Here is a 17,996-nt window from a genome sequence, read left to right on the forward strand (position 1 = left end):
CCCCGGATGCCGCAAATCGCAAGACTCCGAAATGCGACGACATCAAGGGAAACCGTTTCCCCATGCACTATAAACTTCACCTCAGAACAACGTCGCCGTCGCAATGGCGCAGGCAACTGTTGGCTTTCCAGAAAGGAACCGATGGCAGGCAGAGCAAATACCCGGCGGGTGGGCATCGCAGATGTGGCATCCATGGCCGGCGTTTCGCATGCCACGGTTTCCCGGGTCATGAACGGTAACACCACCGTGGACGTGGTCATCGCCGCCCGCGTGCGCGCAGCCGCAATCGAACTGAAGTACAAGCCCAACCCGGTGGGCCGCAGCCTGGCCTTGGGAAAGACTGACACCATCGGCATCGTGGTCCCGGACCTGTCCAACCCCACGTTCCAGGCGATCCTTCGCGGGCTGAGCATCGCCGCTGCCCGCGACGGCTACCGTGTGCTGATTGCCGACTCCTCCGAGGTTTCGAGCGAAGAAGCAATCCTCGCCGGAGAAGCCCGGAGGCGATGCGACGGCGTCGTCCTTTGCGCCCCCCGCATGAGTGACGCCGAATTGGAAGAGCTCGCCCCCACGCTCTATCCACTCGTCCTGATCAACCGGACCACCGAATCCGTGCCGACGCCCAGCCTGGTAGTGGACTACGGCCAAGGCATCCAGGAACTCGCCGCGCATCTGGTGAGCCTGGGCCATCGCAAACTGGCCTATCTGACGGGGCCGGACCGCAGCGCCTCCAACGTGCAGCGGCTCAGGGGGCTCGAGAAATTCAAAGCGGAATTCGCGGACATCGAATTGCAGTACATTCCCGGCGGCAACACGTACGACGCCGGTTTTGAGTCGAGCGATGCCGTCGCCGGATGTGGCGCCACCGGCATCCTTGTCTTCAACGATGTGGCCGCCATGGGCTTGCTCAGCGGGCTGAGCCAGCGCGGGATCCGCGTGCCGGAAGACTTGTCACTCACAGGCTTCGACGACATGCCGTTCGCCCGATACACCATGCCTCCGCTGACCACCGCTGCCGTGCCCATCTCGGACCTCGGGGACCTTGCGTGGCGCCGCATGCGGGAGCAGATCCAGACGCACGACGCCGCCTCCCCCACGAATTACTTCCCGCCTCGGATTGAGCTCAGGGGCAGTACCGGGCCCGTCAAAGCCTAGTTTCCGCGGGCGGCTGACCCAGCCCGGCCTCGCGATAATATCCCTCGATATGTGCGGCCACGAGCGTCGCCGCCCTCTCGCCGTCGCCGTCGTTCACGGCCGCCAAAATGGCGCGGTGCTCGCAGCGCAAACGTTGTGCGGTGCTCTCCCAATTCGGCAGGTTGGCGGTCAACGCGGCGGCATAACCCTCAATCGCCTCCCGCAGCGAACCCATAATGGTGCTCACCACGGCGTTTCCGGCGGCTTCCGCAAGCGCCAAGTGAAAGGCGACGTCCAGTGCGAGGAAGTCGTCGACGGCGGGGCGCACCTCCATTTGGTCCAACAGCCTGGCCGCTTCCATCAGTTCAGGGGCGTCTGCTTTGGCGCGTGACACCGCCCATGATTCGAGCAGGACGCGCGTTTGGACAATGTCTGCGACGGGCAAATGCTGCGTCGCCACATGGAGCCGGAGCGCGGAGCCGAGGGCCGCAGCCGGTTCCGCGATGACAACCGTCCCGGCGTCCTTCCCGGAGCCGACACCTGCCCGCACCACGCCCATGGCTTCGAGGATCCGGATGGCTTCGCGGACCGATGTCCTCGAGACTTCCAATTGCTCGGCCAATGCCCGTTCCGCGGGAAGCCGCCCTCCCAGCACCAAATGCCCGTCGGACAATTGCTTTTCTATCCAACCCAGGACGAGCTCGTGCGTGCGCATGGATAAATAGTAGTTGATGTGGTTGGACCACATCGCATAGAGTGTGGTCCAACCACACAACCGCGATCCTGGAGAAAGCACAATGACGCAGACCGTCCAGCCGGGCAGCACACCTTCCCTCGAGGTGCCCGCAAAGGCGCCCACCGCCGTCGGGCGCCCTGCTGCACTCAAGAGGCGGGTTCCCAAGTACGCGGACCTGGCGCCCCTCATGAAATTCAAGAAGCCCGAGTTCAGCAACGGGGCGAAGCTGCGGCGCGCGTCCACCATTTGGGAACTTCGTGACATGGCGAAGCGGCGCACGCCCCAGGCACCCTTCGACTACACGGATGGAGCTGCCGAGGCCGAGATCACCCTCCGCCGGGCGCGCCAGGCATTCCACGGACATCGAGTTCCGGCCGGGGATTCTGCGCGACGTCTCCAAGATCGACCTCCGTACCTCGATTCTGGGCAAAGAGTCCCGGCTCCCGTTCGGCATCGCGCCCACGGGATTCACGCGCATGATGCAGTCAGAGGGTGAATACGCGGGCTCGCAGGCTGCCGAAGCGGCCGGCATTCCGTACACGTTGTCTACGATGGGGACCGCTTCCATCGAAGCCGTGGCCGCGGCCGCTCCGAACGGCCGCAATTGGTTCCAGCTGTACCTTTGGACGGACCGGGACCGCTCCCTCGAACTGATCGAGCGCGCCGCCAAAGCCGGAAACGACACCCTCATGGTCACGGTGGACACCGCCGTCGCGGGCGCCCGTTTGCGGGACGTCCGCAACGGCATGACCATTCCGCCGGCGCTCACGGTGAAGACGGTGCTGGATGCGTCCTACCGGCCCGCTTGGTGGTTCAACTTCCTCACGCACGAGCCGCTGACTTTCGCTTCGCTCTCGCGCTACACAGGCACGGTGGCCGACCTCATCAACTCCATGTTTGATCCCACCCTGACCTTCGATGACCTCGCCTGGCTGCGCGAAACGTGGAAGGGCAAGCTGGTGGTCAAGGGCATCCAGACCGTGGACGACGCCCGCAAGGTAGTGGACCACGGCGCGGACGGCGTCGTGATCTCCAACCACGGCGGGCGCCAATTGGACCGGGCACCGATTCCGCTGCACCTCGTGCCGGAGGTCGCCTCGGCGCTGAAAGCGGACAACAGCGGCGCGGCCGTGATCCTGGACACTGGCATCATGAGCGGCGCGGACATCGTGGCAGCGCTGGCCCTCGGCGCCGACTTCGCGCTGATCGGCCGGGCATACCTGTATGGGCTCATGGCCGGCGGCCGGTCCGGGGTGGACCGCACCATCCAGATCGCTGGAGAAGGACATGTCCCGCACTATGGCACTGCTTGGCGTCACTAAGATCTCGGAACTCACCCCGGACCACGTGCGGCTGCTGCAGCGCTAGCGCGCCGGGGGCAGGCGCCCTAGATGAGGCCCTGCGCCAACATGGCGTCGGCGACCTTCACGAAGCCGCCGATGTTGGCACCCAGCACATAGTTGCCCGGGGCGCCGTATTCCTCGGCGGTCTCGGCGCAGCGATCGTGGATACCCACCATGATTTCCGTCAGGCGAGCTTCTGTATGCTCAAACGTCCAGGAATCGCGGCTCGCGTTTTGCTGCATCTCCAACGCCGAGGTTGCTACGCCACCCGCGTTCGCTGCCTTGCCCGGGGCGAACAGGATGCCCGCGTCCTGGAAAACCCCGACGGCGGCACGCGTCGACGGCATGTTGGCCCCCTCGGCGACTGCCAACAGGCCGTTGCTGACGAGCTTGGCGGCGGCTTCGCCGTCGAGCTCGTTTTGCGTTGCGCACGGCAGCGCAACGGTACCGTTGACGTCCCACACAGAACCGCCGGCAACGTAGCGGGCACCCGGACGGCGTTCCGCATAGTCGGTGAGGCGGCCGCGCTCGACCTCCTTGATCTGGCGGAGCAGCGCGACGTCGATGCCGGCCTCGTCAACCACATAGCCGGCGGAGTCGGAACAGGCCACCACGGTGGCACCAAGGGACTGGGCTTTGGCGATGGCGTAGATGGCCACATTGCCTGAGCCGGAGACTACGACGCGCTGGCCGTCGAAGGACTGGCCGCGGGTCTTGAGCATCTCCTGGGCGAAGATCACTGTGCCGAAACCGGTGGCTTCCGGACGGACCAGGGAGCCGCCCCACGACATTCCCTTGCCCGTGAGCACGCCCGACTCGTAGCGGTTGGTGATGCGCTTGTACTGGCCGAACAGGTAGCCGATCTCGCGGCCTCCCACGCCGATGTCGCCGGCGGGAACGTCCGTGTATTCGCCGATGTGGCGGTACAACTCGGTCATGAAGGACTGGCAAAAGCGCATGATTTCGGCGTCAGAGCGGCCACGGGGATCGAAGTCCGAGCCGCCCTTGCCGCCACCGATGGGCATGCCCGTCAGGGCGTTCTTGAAGATCTGTTCGAATCCGAGGAACTTGACGATGCCCAGGTAGACCGAAGGATGGAACCGCAGGCCGCCCTTGTAGGGGCCCAAGGCCGAGTTGAACTCGACGCGGAAGCCACGGTTGACGTGGACCCGGCCACTGTCGTCGGTCCACGGAACCCGGAAAATGATCTGCCGCTCCGGCTCGCACAGGCGCTCAAGCACGGCACCTTCGAGGAATTCCGGGTGCCTGTCATGCACCGGGCCGAGGCTCTCAAAGACCTCGGTGACGGCCTGGTGAAATTCCAGCTCGCCCGGGTTCCGCGCCAAGACGGTGTCCCGGACTGCTTCCAGCCTCGAATCCATGTGACTCCCTACAACTTCTGCGCCGAGCGGCGGGTCTGAGTACAAGCCCTCCCATGCTCCCATCAGGCGCGCGGCAGTCTCCATTCGAACCGTTTACGACTCCAGCAGCACCCACGGCAAAACGGCAAAGCCAGTGAAAGAGTGGAGATTCGAGGAAATCACCCATGAGACCACTCCGAAGGTGCCGCTACTTCTTCCGCCCGAACTTCGGCAGGTTAGGCAAGTTGGCCAAAAGGTCCGCAGCCTTGGTGGCGGCACGGCCAACCGTGCGTCCGATCTGCTGCGGCCTGGTGTCGTCGAGGCCTGGGACAGAGGCAGCAGCTCCGGAGTCGGGAACGGTTTCAGCCGAGCGCTCGACGTCGGTGCTCGCCGGAGAAGCGACGAGCGGCTCGCCGTCGGGCTGCTTCTTCGTAGCGTCCTGGCCCGGCTGGCCAACCGACCGTGAACGGGGGCTGCGGGCCGGCGTGGCGGCTTCGGCTGCGGGCTTGGCGGGTCCGACGTCGAACGTCTCCAGCCAGTTGGCAACCCCGACGAGCGGCTTCGGGTTCAACGCATAGAAGCGTTTCTGACCCTGGGCACGCATGCTGACGAGATCTGCCTCCCGGAGCACCTTCAAATGCTTAGAAATGGTGGGCTGGCTCGCTGCGAGCTCCTCCACCAGTTCCCCCACAGCCTTATCCCCAGAGCGGAGGGAAACCAGAATGTCACGCCGGGTTGCCTCAGCAATGACGGCAAATACGTCGTCAGTCACCATGCCTCCCACCCTAGCGACATATACGCCAAAAGGCATCAACTATTTCGCCTGTGCGCGCCGCGCGGGTCCAACCCCGCGCAGCGTGGGCCGAAACGGCGGCCGGTCTCACTAGTCGAACCAGGGATCCAGCCCGTAGAGCGGAAAGATTTCCTTGCGGGTGGCAATGATGGTCCGGTCAACCGCGTCGGCAGGGTCATACCCGACCTCCCATGAACGCCACCAGGTATCGACTCCGTCGCCCATGAGTTCCGGAACATCTTCGCCGTATTTCTCTTTGACATAGCTCCGGAACTCAACCGGGACGGGAGCCGTCAACTGCACGGGATTCTGGGCCACGATCCCTATCAAGTGGCTCCATGTCCTGGGCACGACGCCGGTAATATCGTAGCCGCCTCCCCCGGTGGCGATCCAACGATTCTCGCAGAACCTGGCGGCGAGGCCCGCGACGGCGTTGGCCGCCTCCCGCTGGCCATCCACACTGAGATTGAGGTGCGTTAGGGGATCGAGTTTGTGGGAATCGCAGCCGTGCTGGCTCACAATGACTTCCGGTTCAAAAGCCCGCACGAGTTGCGGCACCACGGCATGGAAGGCGCGCAACCACCCGGCGTCGCCGGTCCACGCAGGCAACGCAACGTTGACGGCGGCGCCCAAGGCATCCCGGCCGCCGATTTCATTGGCGAAACCGGTTCCGGGGAACAGCGAGAGGCCGCTTTCATGCAGGGAAATCGTCAGGACCCTGGGGTCGTTCCAGAAAATGCTCTGGGTGCCGTCGCCGTGGTGCGCATCGACGTCAATGTACGCAACTTTCGTGACACCGCCGTCGAGCAGCCTCTGCACGGCAAGGGCGGCGTCGTTATAGATGCAGAAGCCGCTGGCACGCTCACGGGAGGCGTGATGCATGCCGCCGCCGAAGTTGACCGCCCGGACCGCGGATTCGGACAGGATGGATGCGGCCGCGAGCAGCGAACCGCCGGCAAGCCGGGCGCTGGCTTCGTGCATCCCCGCAAACGCCGGATCGTCTTCGGTCCCGAGCCCGCGATCCGGGTCCGGCGTCGTCGGGTCTTCACTCGCACGCCGCACAGCGGCGACGTATTCGGCGCTGTGGACGGCCAGGAGTTCCACGTCGGACGCGACCTCGGGCGCCTGGACGGACACGTGCTCCAAATCGAAGAGTCCAAGCGCCGCGGCGAGCCGGGCAGTCAGTTCAAGCCGCGCCGGCGCCATCGGGTGCGAGGGGCCGAAATTGTATGCGGTCATGGCGGGATCCCACGCTACCGTCGTTGGGAGCGCGGACGGACGGAGGCCTGCCCAGGAAGTCATCAATGACAGGCTACCCGAGCGGCGGGAGCGCCACTGCCCCGTTAGAGCGGGCGATTAGTGGTTTACTACTCAGGAAAGCAGAATCAATCGACCAGAAGCGAACAGCACTGCCATGACTCAGAGCCAGTCGAGGTCCCGGGACCCGGCCAGCTGGCAAACCGTCCAGCCGGAGCGGGGAGGCCTGTGGATTTTCACGGGTATCCGCGACTTCCTCGACGACATCGCCAACACCTCACCGGCGCGATTGGCGCTGACGGCGTACGTCGTCGCGATTCTCTTGTTCACCGGTCTGCTTTCCCTGCCAGCGGCATCGGCTGACGGTACGGTCACCCCCATCCACCAGGCCTTGTTCACCGCTGTTTCCAGCGTTTGCGTCACCGGTTTGACCGTTGTTTCGACGGCAACGCACTGGACCTTCTTCGGCCAGCTCGTGATTCTGGTGGGCATTTTCGTGGGCGGCCTGGGTACTCTGACCCTCGCTTCCTTGCTCGCGCTGATGGTCAGCAAGCGGCTTGGCGTCCGCGGCAAGCTCATCGCCCAAGAGGCCATGAACGCCGGCCGCTTGGGCGAAGTGGGCACCCTGTTGCGAATCGTCATCACTACGTCTGTTGTGATTGAAGCCGTTCTGGCGCTGTCCCTGATTCCGCGGTTCATCACGCTGGGAGAGGGCTTCTGGCAGGCCGTCTGGCACGGAGTCTTCTACTCGATCTCTTCCTTCAACAATGCCGGCTTCACACCCCATTCCGACGGAATCGTGCCGTACGAGACCGACCTGTGGATTCTTGTGCCGCTCATGCTTGGCGTGTTCCTCGGCAGCCTCGGATTCCCGGTGATGCTGGTGCTCCGACGGCATGGTTTCAATTGGAAGAAATGGAACCTCCACACCAAGCTCACCATCCAGGTCTCCCTGATCCTCCTCATTGCCGGAGCAGTCCTTTGGGCCTTGATGGAGTGGGACAACACCAACACCATCGCCAACATGAGCGTTAGCGACAAGATCACGCATTCCATTTTCGCCTCGATCATGACGCGCTCCGGTGGCTTCAACCTGGTCGACCAAGGCCATATGGATTCCACCACCAGGCTGCTGTCAGACGCGCTCATGTTCGCCGGCGGCGGTTCGGCGTCGACGGCGGGCGGCATCAAGGTGACCACCATCGCGGTGATGTTCCTCGCCATCGTGGCTGAAGCCCGGGGCGACGACGACGTCAAGGTCTACGGCCGCACGATCCCCGAAGGCACTATGCGGGTAGCCATCTCGGTGATCGTCGCCGGCGCCACCTTGGTATGCGTATCCGCATTCTTGCTTTTGGCCATCAGCGGCGCCAGCCTGGACCGCGTACTCTTCGAAACCATTTCAGCCTTTGCCACCGTGGGACTCAGCACGAACCTCAGCGCCGAGCTACCGCCGTCGGGGGTCTACGTTCTCGCCGCGCTCATGTTCGCGGGCCGCATCGGCACTATAACCCTTGCCTCCGCCCTGGCCCTCCGCCAACGCAGGCAACTATTCCATTATCCGGAAGAGAGGCCGATCATTGGCTAATTCAACAGGCGCCCCCAACCGGCCGGCGCACAACGCGCCCGTGCTGGTGATCGGCTTGGGCCGCTTCGGTGCAGCCACCGCCGAACAACTCGTCAAGCAGGGACGCGAAGTCCTGGCTATCGAGCGGGACCGCACGCTCGTGCAGAATTGGGCTTCCGTGCTAACCCACGTAGTCGAAGCGGATGCCACCAACATCGATGCCCTCCGCCAGCTCGGCGCGCAGGAATTCAGCTCCGCGGTAGTGGGCGTGGGAACGTCAATCGAGTCCTCGGTGCTCATCACCGTAAACCTCGTGGACCTTGGAATCGAACACCTCTGGGTGAAAGCGATCACTGCCTCGCACGGCAAGATCCTCACCCGCATCGGCGCCAACCACGTCATCTACCCCGAAGCCGACGCCGGCGTCCGCGCGGCCCACCTGGTCTCGGGCCGCATGCTGGACTTCATCGAGTTCGACGACGATTTCGCCATCGTGAAAATGTACCCGCCCAAGGAAACCGTGGGCTTCACGCTGGACGAGTCCAAGGTCCGCTCGAAGTACGGCGTGACCATTGTCGGCGTGAAATCCCCGGGCGAAGACTTCACCTACGCCCGCCCGGATACGAAGGTTTCCGGCCGCGACATGCTGATTGTGTCCGGGCACGTGGATCTGCTGGAGCGCTTCGCGGCCCGCCCGTAACTTCTCTTCGAGTTTGTGTACAGATCAGGTCCCTTAAACGCGCGTTTAGGGGACCTGATCTGTACACAAACTCCGGCCGGAGCTAGGCGAGCTGCTGCGTTATTTCCGCGGCGCGGGCGGCCGCGGCGCGGGCTCCGTCGGCGATGATCGCGGGGATTCCGCCGTCGTTGAATGCAGCGATGGCGCGCTCTGTGGTTCCGTTGGGGCTCGTCACGGCGATGCGCAGTGCGGTGGGGTCTGCTCCCGGCTCCGCGAGCATGAAACCGGCACCGGCCACGGTTTCACGCGAAATCATGAGGGAGAGTTCGGGGTCCAAACCAAGTTCGACGCCGGCAGCAGCCATGGCTTCGGCGAGGTAGAACGCGTAGGCCGGGCCGGAGCCGCTAATAGCCGAGAGGGCATCCACCTGTTCCTCCGGAATTTCCACCACGGTGCCAGCAGCGGCGAGGATCTCCTTGGCCTGCTGGAGTTGAGCGGGGCTGCAGTTGGTTCCGGCCGAAACGGACACTACGCCTCGGCCGAGCTTGGCAGGGGTATTCGGCATGGTGCGGATGACCGGCTGGCCTGCTGGCAGCGCTGCCTCAAGCTGGGCGATGGACACGGCAGCCGCAACGCTGATCACGATGGTGTTCTTGCCCAGTGCGGGTGAGATCTCGCGAGCAAGGTCGGCAATGCCCACCGGCTTGACGCCCAGAATGACCACCGAAGCGCCCTTGGTTGCCAGCTTGTTGTTGTCTGGTTCCTCGGCACCTGCAATAGTCATGACTCCGTGACGCTCGGCCAGTTCGGCGGCACGTTCTGCGCGGCGGACGGTGGCCACAATGTCCGACGGATCTGTTCCGGCAGCCAGCAGGCCGCCCAGAATGGCCTCGTTCATGGACCCACAGCCAAGGAATGCGATTCGGTTGCTCATGGCTCCATGATGCCAGTTAGGCCCCGTCGCTGCCGAACGCTTGCGCGAACTAGCAGCAGATGCCCGCAGGAGGGATTTTTGAGGGCATTTGATGCCAGCTCGCGCTCAGGACAGAGAGAGATTTGGATTCCCAGCTTGCTCCCAACCTTATTGCAGGCTCTACTCAATATCGGTCCGTAAGTTAGTAATTACCTCATTGAGGGTGCGAGTGATGAGGCGGGCATGGGGATGTCCGCCACAAGCACCGGTGGTCGAACGGGTTTCCCCCCATTTTCCCGATTCGACCGCCGGTGCTTTCTCGTTTAAGCATCGTGATCGTTTAGGCGCGCCGAGCGGCACTTGGCCGCCCGACGTCGTCGGGCCCTGAATCCCGGGGAACCTAAATCTCGAAGGCCCCCACGAGCGGCGCCCCCAAATGCTGGCGCGCGAAGCGCAGCGTTTCGGCGAGCCATTCCTCGCGCTCTCCGGCAGCTTTGGCCTTGCGCGTGGAGATCTCGGCAACCACAGTGCCCTCGAACCCGTTGGATGCCAGATGCTGCAGCACCTCGGCACATTGCTGGGTGCCGTAGCCGGGGATCAGGTGTTCGTCCTTGCCCGAGCCCGAACCGTCCGTCAGATGGACGTGGCGCAGCTTGCTTCCGAGCGCCCGCACCGCCTCAAGGCTGTTGGCCCCGGCGGTGGCGGCGTGCGAGAAGTCCCAGGTGACGTCGTCGTAGATCCTGGCCCAACGGATCCCAGTGCGGAAGGTAGGCCAGCGCCTCGCGGCCACGCACGCGCCACGGGTACATGTTCTCGACGGCGATATGCACCTGGTACATCGCCGCGATCTCGCGCACACCGGCAGCGAAGTTCTCGGCGTAGTTCGACTGCCAGCGGAACGGCGGGTGAACCACCACAGTGTTGCAGCCGACTTCCCGCGCCATCTGGCAGGACATCTCAATCTTGTTCCATGCCGGACCCCAGACCTGCTGGGTCAGCAACAAAGTTGGCGCGTGGATGGAGACAATCTGCTGCTCGTAGCGGTGGCTGAGCTGAATAAGCGCATCCGGGTTTTGACTGGTGGCGTTGTTGGTCACCATCACCTCGACGCCGTCGTACCCGAGGTCCTGCGCCACAGCGAAGGCGTCGTGAACGCTGAGCGGATAGACGGAAGCGCTGGAAAGCGCCACCGGAATCCTCGGGGTATCTTCTTCGGAGTGCTCGACGTCGGTACTCATGTCAGTTGACCTGCCTGCCCGCGGTTGGAATGGGAATGGACACCGCCGCAGGGACGGACGCTCCGGTGCTAGCGCCCACGCCGGGCACTGGTACGGCGCTGCCGAGCCCCACATGGGGTGCGGGGTCGAGCGGGCCGTCGAAGATCAGTTGGTCGAGGCGGCGCAGGATGAGCCCCTCGCGCAGGGCCCAGGGGCAGATCTCCATGCTGGGAAACTCGAACATTTCCAATGCGGCCTCGGCCACGAGGGCACCGGCGAGGATCTGCCTGGCACGCGCGTCCGAAACGCCGGGGAGGTAGAGCCTGTCCTCGACCGTCATGGCCGAGATGCGCTGCGCCCAGAGCCCAAGGTCTGTTGCGTGGAGTTCGCGTTTGACGTATGGTCCTGCGCCGCTGGGCGCCGCCCCCGCGATGCGTGCGAGCGAACGGAAAGTCTTCGATGTTCCTGCCACAAGATTTGCGCGGCCCAAATGTTTGAATTCACGCACCACGGGCTTGAGCGTGTGGCGGATGTACTTGCGCAATTCCTTGACGCTCTTGGCCGATGGCGGATCGTTGTGCAGCCAGTCCCGGGTCAGGCGACTGGCGCCCAGCGGCACGGAAACCGCATATTCGGGCAGTTCGTCCTGGCCAAACGCCATCTCGAAGGAGCCGCCGCCAATGTCGAGATCCAGGATGGGACCAGCTCCCCAGCCATACCAGCGTCGAACTGCGAAGAAGGTCATGGAGGCCTCTTCCCTGCCCGTGAGTTCCTGCAGCGTCACTGTGGTCTCGTGCTTGACCCGGGCCAGGACTTCGGCACCGTTGGTGGCCTCGCGAATGGCCGAGGTACAAAATGCCAGGAGATCCTCGGCCTTGTGCCGGGCCGCAAACTCCCATGCTTCGAGGACAAACTCGATCAGCTCGTGCTGTCCGGCATCGTTGATGTTCCCGTCGGCGTCCAAGAATTGAACCAGCGACAGGGGTCGCTTATGAGAGGCAAACGCCACCGGGCGTGCGCCCGGGTGCGCGTCCACCAAAAGCAAATGGACGGTGTTGGAACCGATGTCTAGGACGCCAAGACGCATTCTGCCATTATTCCCCGATTCGAAGTGTGTGAAGCAAGTTCGACGGCTGATTCGTGCTGGTGGGCGGTCACTTACTGCTGAGGCTCGGCTGTTGTGGTTGGGGCTGTAGTGGTTTGGCCGGCGGCAGCTGGGTCACCGGTAGCGACGTCGGCCGGGTCATCGTCGGCCGGGTCCACCCGGGTGAAGTCCCGGCGAACATTGGCGATGCCTTCCGGGCCCATCTCGAAGCCGTGCTCGCTTCCAGGGTTGATAACCAGGCCAAGCTCGTCACCGATGCTGTCCAGAATCGCGGCACCATTGGTTCCTAGAACGTTGGGCGCAGCCTCCAGGAACTGCGATTCCACTCGGTTGGGGTGGCTGAACACTGCCAGGACAGGCTGGCCCTCGGCGTTGGAGAGAACCAGCGGCTCCACCGCGGCGTCGGGCGCATCCAGGAGGTCGGCGCTCAGGATGTAGACCTCGTTGTTCAGGAAGGACAGGATCACGTCCACAGGGTTCGCGTCTGCTTGTCCGGCCTTCGCGAGCTTGGACTCAAGGTCGTTCAGGGGCAGGGATTCCGGGGCTGCTGGCTGATCAGTCATAGTTCCACTCGATCACGAGACCACGCCGGGACGCAATCTGGGACTCCCGACGCTTCCCTATCCATCCAACCAGCAGTCCGAACGGGAGTGATCCGGCAGCGTGCGTCTAAGCGAGGAACGAGCGAGGACGCAGAGGATTGCCCCCGTTCGGACTGCGGCAACCCCTACTTCTTCGCGGCAGCCTTCTTCGCCGGTGCCTTGCGGGCCGTGAGGGTCCGCTTGACCGGACCCTTGGCGCGCTTCTCGGCAAGGAGCTCGATGGCTTGCTCCCGGGTCAGCTCCTCGAGGGACGTGGCCCGGGGGACGGTGATGTTGGTGACGCCGTCGGTGATGTACGGGCCGAAGCGGCCTTCTTTCACCACAATGTTCTTCTCTGAAACCGGGTCCGGGCCGAACTCCGCCAGGGGCGGGACGGCGGCACGCGCGCCGCGCTGCTTCGGCTGGGAGTAAATTTCCAATGCCTGTTCCAGCGTGAAGGTGAAGATCTCTTCTTCTGTCCCGATGGAACGCGAATCCGTGCCCTTCTTCAGGTACGGACCGAAGCGGCCATTCTGAACCGTGATGGGGTTGCCTTCGGCGTCCTCGCCGAGGACGCGGGGCAGGCTCATCAGCTGCATGGCTTCTTCCAGGCTCACAGAATCAACAGTCATGGACTTGAACAGCGAACCCGTTCGCGGCTTGGCCTTGACGGGCTTCTTCGGCGGCTTGGGTTTGCCGTTCTTGTAGTACTCCACAGGCTGGTTTGCCAGCTGCTCCTCGGTCATCTCGGGGATGATCTCAGTGACATAGGCGCCGTAGCGGCCGTTCTTGGCAACCACCGTGTGGCCCGTATGCGGGTCCGCGCCCAGGACGCGTTCTTCCGGCGCGGCAGTTTCCATCAGCTCCATGGCCTTGGCGGCAGTGAGCTCATCCGGGGCAAGATCCTCCGGGACGTTCGCCCGCGCCGACTCAACTACCTCGCCGGTTTTGGGGTCGACCGTGGGGATCGAGCTCTCCAAGTATGGGCCGAACTTGCCGACGCGCAAGGTAATCCCCTCTGCAATCGGCACGGAGTTGATCTCCCGGGCATCGATTTCACCGAGGTTGTTGACGATGCTCAGCAGGCCGGGATCGGCGTCTTCGCCGTAGTAGAAGTGCTTGAGCCAAGCGGCACCAACGGCTTGGCCGTTGGCGATCTTGTCCAGGTCGCCTTCCATGTCTGCGGTGAATTCGTAGTCCACGTAGTCATGGAAATGCTGCTCCAGGAGGCGGATCACGGAGAAAGCGATCCAGCTGGGGACCAGCGCGGAGCCCTGCTTCCGGACATATCCGCGGTCCTGGATGGTGGAAATCGTGGACGCATAGGTGGACGGGCGGCCGATGCCGCGCTTTTCCAACTCTGCCGTCAACGAAGCTTCGGTGTATCGCGGCGGCGGCGAGGTCTCGTGGCCCACGGCAACGATGTCCGAGGCCGTGAGTGCATCGCCCTTCGCCACGTTGGGCAGGCGGCGGGCTTCATCCGAATCGTCGTCTCCGCGACTCTCGTCCTTGCCCTCTTCGTAGGCCGCGAGGAAGCCGGGGAAGGTGATGACCGTGCCTGAAGCCGAGAACTCGGCGTCGCGCCCGTCAGCAGCAACGGCACCCAGGCGGATGGTGGCAGTTGAGCCCTTGGCGTCGCCCATCTGGGAGGCGATGGTGCGCTTCCAGATGAGTTCGTAGAGCCGGAAAGCGTCGCCGGTCAACTGGTTGGCAACCTGGGCCGGCGTGCGGAACGAGTCGCCCGCAGGACGGATGGCTTCGTGGGCTTCCTGCGCGTTTGCCGCCTTGTTGGCGTACAGGCGGGGAGACTGGGGTACGTACTCGGGGCCATACAGCTCGGCAGCCTGACGACGGGCGGCCGTCAGGGCTTCGTCGCTCAGCGCAGACGAGTCGGTACGCATATAAGTGATGTAGCCGTTTTCATACAGTCGCTGGGCGATCTGCATGGTGCTCTTCGAGGTGAAGCGCAGCTTGCGGCCGGCCTCCTGCTGAAGCGTCGACGTCGTGAACGGCGCGGCAGGGCGGCGGGTGTACGGCTTGGTGTCCACCGAGCGGACGCGGAAGTCCGCGGTCTCCAGGCCGGCCGCCAACGACGTCGCGAGTTCCTCGTTGAGGTGCACCGCGTTCGCGGAGGTGAGGACGCCCTCGTCGTTGAAGTCACGGCCGCTGGCTACCTTGGCGCCGTCCACAGCAGCGAGCTTCGCTTTGAAGGACGCGGAGCCGGTGCCGAACTGGCCAGTCAGGTCCCAGTAGGACGCGGACTTGAAGGCCATGCGTTCGCGTTCGCGGTCCACCACCATGCGGGTGACCACCGACTGCACGCGGCCGGCTGACAGACCGCGGGCCACCTTGCGCCACAGCACCGGGGAAATTTCGTAGCCGTACAGGCGGTCCAGGATGCGCCGGGTTTCCTGGGCATCCACCAGGGCGCTATCGACGTCGCGCAGGTTGCCCATGGCGCGGTGGATGGCTTCCTTGGTGATTTCACCAAAGGTCATGCGGTAGACGGGAACCTTGGGTTTCAGGACCTCCAGGAGGTGCCACGCGATGGCCTCGCCCTCGCGGTCCCCATCGGTTGCGAGGTAAAGCTCGTCAGCGTCTTTCAGCTGGGCCTTGAGCTCGGCAACCTTTTTCCTCTTGTCCGGAGACACCACGTAGTACGGCTTGAAGTCGTTTTCGATGTCGACGGCGAACTTGCCGACCGAGGTCTTCTTCAGTTCAGCAGGGAGGTCCGATGGCTGCGGGAGGTCGCGGATGTGGCCGATCGAGGCCTCGACAATGAAGCCCTCGCCCAAGTACTTGGCGATGGTCTTGCTTTTGGCCGGAGACTCCACGATCACGAGTTTCTTGCCGGTTTTTGCCTTGCTGGGCACGGTTCTCCTACAGAAAAATGAATTGCTTGGGCTGGTGCCCATATTGGCCTAGTTCACCATATTTTGCAGAATCGTGCGTTTCTATGTGCACAAGTGCTGTGGAGGAACAGTGCTCTGGGCTAGCTGGCGGAAGGCGTCCGATCATCCGGAATCATCGACCACATCGTAGCGATCCGCACCGCGTTTTCCGGAATCTGCGTGGGATCTTCGAGCTCATATGACCTGATAAGTTCGTGGAATTTGGACTTGAGATCCGTCCGCTGCTCTGGAGTCAAGTAAAGCAGATCGCTGGACAGCACCATGGCGGCCGCCTCGTTCGCGGCCTCGCCGCGCTGGCGCCGCTCTCCGCGGGCCCGGGTGAAGGCAGTCGCCCGACGCCGGAATGCGTCCAGTTCGAGTTCGACGACGGCGATCTCCGGGCTGGGCGCGTTGCCGCCCGATTTGATGGTGAAGTCCGAACCGGCGGCCTTCCACCGGCGTTCGCGCGCATCGCCTTCGTTGTCCGCGGCGGTCACGATCCCCCACTTCTCGAGGGCTCGCAGGTGGTAGCTCATGGCGCTGGGCGTCAGCCCGGTCTGCACGGCGAGCTCCGTTGCAGTACGGCTCAGTTGCGTGGAGTACAGCTCCGAGATGACCTCGAGCCGTGCGGCGTGGGCCAGCGCACGGATGGCTTTGGGGTCGGTGATCTCCACCGTTTTCCCGGGCCGTTTCCGGCGTTTCGGAGAGGCCAGCCCGGTTGATACCCCATTGTCTTCATTCACCGCAACAGTTTATCCGGCGCTTTCGCTGAAATTGTCTAGGCAACCCCGTCCGGCGCCACAGGCAGGAGGAACCCGTCGCGAACCAGGTTCCCGACGTCGGAGAGCAACCCGGCGCGGAAAGCGCCGTCGTCGAACCCGTCCCCTCCACCCAGCAAGGCAGACAAGGCGCCGATCAACTGTCGGACGGAGAGCTCGCCGTCGCACGCGGAAACAAAACCGGCCAGCTCAGTGCTCAGCAGATTCGTCCGCCGCAACCCGGCACCTTGGCGCAACAGGATGACTCCGGGGTGTTCGGCACCGGGCCGCTGGTGACGTTCCTCCGTCACGTCGTCCGCCACCACCAAGTGGGCATCGGCGAGCTCGTGGGCTTCCAGCCAATCGGCGCGTTCGATGGCCGCAGCAAGGTGCGGACCGATCGGTTGCTCGATGGGATAGGTGATCTCCTCGAAGCGCTTGGCGACCGTGTTTCCAGCCTGCTGCGGCCGGCGCAACCAGATCATCCCGAAGCCGATGGCCTCCACGTTGCGGGAAGCGAAGTCCTCGAGGTAGGCGGCGTAGGCATCCCGATAAAGCCCGCGGTCGCGGCCCTCGGAGGCGTCCTGCAGCCACGTCTCCGCGTACAGCTCGGGGCCAACTTGCTCGCGCTGGATGAACCAGGCCTCGGTGCCTGAACCGTCAAGCCAGGACGCCGGCCGCTCGCTCCATCCGGTGCCCGCGGGGGTTTCCCAGTTGCCGAGCATTTGCGCGGTCCCGCCGGGCGCCAGGATGTCCGGCAACGTGCGGACGAGGTTGGCGACGATATCGTCGCCCGGCAGGCCGCCGTCGCGGTACGTGAACTGATCCGAAGCGTGTTCGTCGGCACTTCGCGGAGTAATGACGAACGGCGGGTTCGACACCACCACATCGAAAGACTCGCCCTCCACAGGCTCCAGCAGGGACCCAAGGCGCAAGCTCACGCGCGATTCAAGGTCAGCGGGGTCGAGGTGCAAGGCCTCCGCATTGAGCATCAGGTTAAAACGGGTGAACGCGAGGGCCCGCTCGGAGATGTCCGTTGCGGTGACATGCTCGCTGTGGTGGAGAAGGTGGAAGGTCTGGATTCCACAGCCCGTGCCAAGATCCAAGGCGCGCTTAGAATGCCGCCGGATAGTGGTCTGGACGAGCGTCGTGGAGGCCTGCCCGATGCCCAACACGTGATCATGCCGGAGCACGCCAGGCTGCTGATGGGCCGCGAGATCACTGGAAACCCACAGTTCGGCGCCGCCGTTTCCGCTGCTGTCTGCTCCGGAGTCGCCCTCCCAGCCATACGGCCGCAGATCCACTTTGGCCGCGACAGCACCGGCGTCGTTCTTCTCCACCAGACCAAGCTCCACCAGGCCGGCGGTGCGGATCCGCGGCAACGCGGCGTCGATGTCCTCCGCCTTTTGCGGAACCGCGAGGAGCCACAAACGGATGACGACGGCGAGCGCTGCTTTCGCGCGGACCGTCGCCGGATCTCCGGTCAGGTCAGCCGGTTCGGTGACGATCAGCGCGGGGATGAGCTGGTCCCGGGCGAGGGCCGCGTGGGCGGACTCTCCCAGGAGTTCCGCCACTCCATCCACGGTGTAGCCGACGTTTCGCAAGTCGCCGGCGAGCGCTACGAGCATCTCCGGGAGGTCGCTGCGGGGAGCGTCGGGTGT

At 64.1% G+C, this 17,996-nt stretch carries 13 protein-coding genes and 2 pseudogenes; 4 read left to right on the forward strand and 11 right to left on the reverse strand.

The annotated features are described in order from the left end of the window. Window positions 1-141: 141 nt before the first annotated feature. Window positions 142-1,155 carry a LacI family DNA-binding transcriptional regulator gene (locus tag ACF0H6_RS08335; protein WP_395249191.1) on the forward strand — a complete coding sequence of 338 codons (1,014 nt, stop codon included), beginning with the start codon at window positions 142-144 and terminating at the stop codon, window positions 1,153-1,155. Here ACF0H6_RS08335 and ACF0H6_RS08340 read toward each other — a convergent pair. Further along, complete coding sequence (locus ACF0H6_RS08340) at window positions 1,145-1,849, reverse strand: FadR/GntR family transcriptional regulator (protein ID WP_395249192.1); 705 nt, start codon at window positions 1,847-1,849, stop codon at window positions 1,145-1,147. The two genes, ACF0H6_RS08335 and ACF0H6_RS08340, sit on opposite strands and share 11 nt — an antisense overlap. A gap of 82 nt (window positions 1,850-1,931) precedes the next feature. Between ACF0H6_RS08340 and ACF0H6_RS08345 the strand changes: the two are divergent. Continuing rightward, window positions 1,932-3,238 (forward strand): annotated as a pseudogene (locus ACF0H6_RS08345) (alpha-hydroxy-acid oxidizing protein). Between the two features lie 19 nt (window positions 3,239-3,257). Here the strand turns inward: ACF0H6_RS08345 and gdhA are convergent. From gdhA to ACF0H6_RS08360, 3 genes are all read right to left on the reverse strand, one after another. After that, window positions 3,258-4,595 carry an NADP-specific glutamate dehydrogenase gene (gene gdhA / locus ACF0H6_RS08350; RefSeq protein ID WP_395249193.1) on the reverse strand — a complete coding sequence of 446 codons (1,338 nt, stop codon included), beginning with the start codon at window positions 4,593-4,595 and terminating at the stop codon, window positions 3,258-3,260. A gap of 187 nt (window positions 4,596-4,782) precedes the next feature. Beyond that, on the reverse strand, window positions 4,783-5,349 hold the full coding sequence (locus ACF0H6_RS08355) for an ArsR/SmtB family transcription factor (protein ID WP_395249194.1): 567 nt from the start codon (window positions 5,347-5,349) through the stop codon (window positions 4,783-4,785). A gap of 108 nt (window positions 5,350-5,457) precedes the next feature. Then, a complete protein-coding gene (locus ACF0H6_RS08360; RefSeq protein ID WP_395249195.1) occupies window positions 5,458-6,669 on the reverse strand; it encodes an acetoin utilization protein AcuC in 1,212 nt (403 codons plus the stop codon). Window positions 6,670-6,781: 112 nt separating this feature from the next. Between ACF0H6_RS08360 and ACF0H6_RS08365 the strand changes: the two genes are divergently transcribed. Together ACF0H6_RS08365 and ACF0H6_RS08370 are read left to right on the forward strand one after the other, a co-directional pair. Then, window positions 6,782-8,212, forward strand: coding sequence for a TrkH family potassium uptake protein (locus ACF0H6_RS08365; protein ID WP_395249196.1), 1,431 nt, complete (start codon window positions 6,782-6,784; stop codon window positions 8,210-8,212). Between the two features lie 40 nt (window positions 8,213-8,252). Next, complete coding sequence (locus tag ACF0H6_RS08370; protein ID WP_171983496.1) at window positions 8,253-8,891, forward strand: TrkA family potassium uptake protein; 639 nt, start codon at window positions 8,253-8,255, stop codon at window positions 8,889-8,891. Window positions 8,892-8,973: 82 nt separating this feature from the next. On the opposite strand, the gene proC is transcribed toward ACF0H6_RS08370, so the two are convergent. The 7 genes and pseudogenes from proC to ACF0H6_RS08405 form a co-directional block, all read right to left on the reverse strand. Continuing rightward, window positions 8,974-9,804, reverse strand: a complete 831-nt coding sequence (proC, locus tag ACF0H6_RS08375; RefSeq protein WP_395249197.1) for a pyrroline-5-carboxylate reductase — start codon at window positions 9,802-9,804, stop codon at window positions 8,974-8,976. A gap of 379 nt (window positions 9,805-10,183) precedes the next feature. After that, window positions 10,184-11,021: pseudogene (locus tag ACF0H6_RS08380) on the reverse strand (sugar phosphate isomerase/epimerase family protein). A 1-nt stretch (window position 11,022) separates the two neighbouring features. Then, window positions 11,023-12,087: a Ppx/GppA phosphatase family protein gene (locus ACF0H6_RS08385; protein WP_395249198.1), complete on the reverse strand. Its 1,065-nt coding sequence runs from the start codon at window positions 12,085-12,087 to the stop codon at window positions 11,023-11,025. A 71-nt stretch (window positions 12,088-12,158) separates the two neighbouring features. Continuing rightward, window positions 12,159-12,668: an SseB family protein gene (locus ACF0H6_RS08390; protein ID WP_395249199.1), complete on the reverse strand. Its 510-nt coding sequence runs from the start codon at window positions 12,666-12,668 to the stop codon at window positions 12,159-12,161. Between the two features lie 164 nt (window positions 12,669-12,832). Then, on the reverse strand, window positions 12,833-15,559 hold the full coding sequence (gene topA, locus ACF0H6_RS08395) for a type I DNA topoisomerase (RefSeq protein WP_395249200.1): 2,727 nt from the start codon (window positions 15,557-15,559) through the stop codon (window positions 12,833-12,835). 119 nt (window positions 15,560-15,678) lie between these two features. Further along, window positions 15,679-16,320, reverse strand: coding sequence for an ArsR/SmtB family transcription factor (locus tag ACF0H6_RS08400; protein WP_395249201.1), 642 nt, complete (start codon window positions 16,318-16,320; stop codon window positions 15,679-15,681). A gap of 35 nt (window positions 16,321-16,355) precedes the next feature. Further along, the gene (locus tag ACF0H6_RS08405; protein ID WP_395249909.1) at window positions 16,356-17,963 is read right to left on the reverse strand and encodes a methyltransferase; all 1,608 of its coding nucleotides are present in this window, start codon (window positions 17,961-17,963) and stop codon (window positions 16,356-16,358) included. Between the last annotated feature and the right edge of the window lie 33 nt (window positions 17,964-17,996).

Origin of the sequence: Arthrobacter sp. NA-172, assembly GCF_043952055.1 — a bacterium.
In the GTDB taxonomy this organism is placed as follows: Bacteria; Actinomycetota; Actinomycetes; order Actinomycetales; family Micrococcaceae; genus Arthrobacter.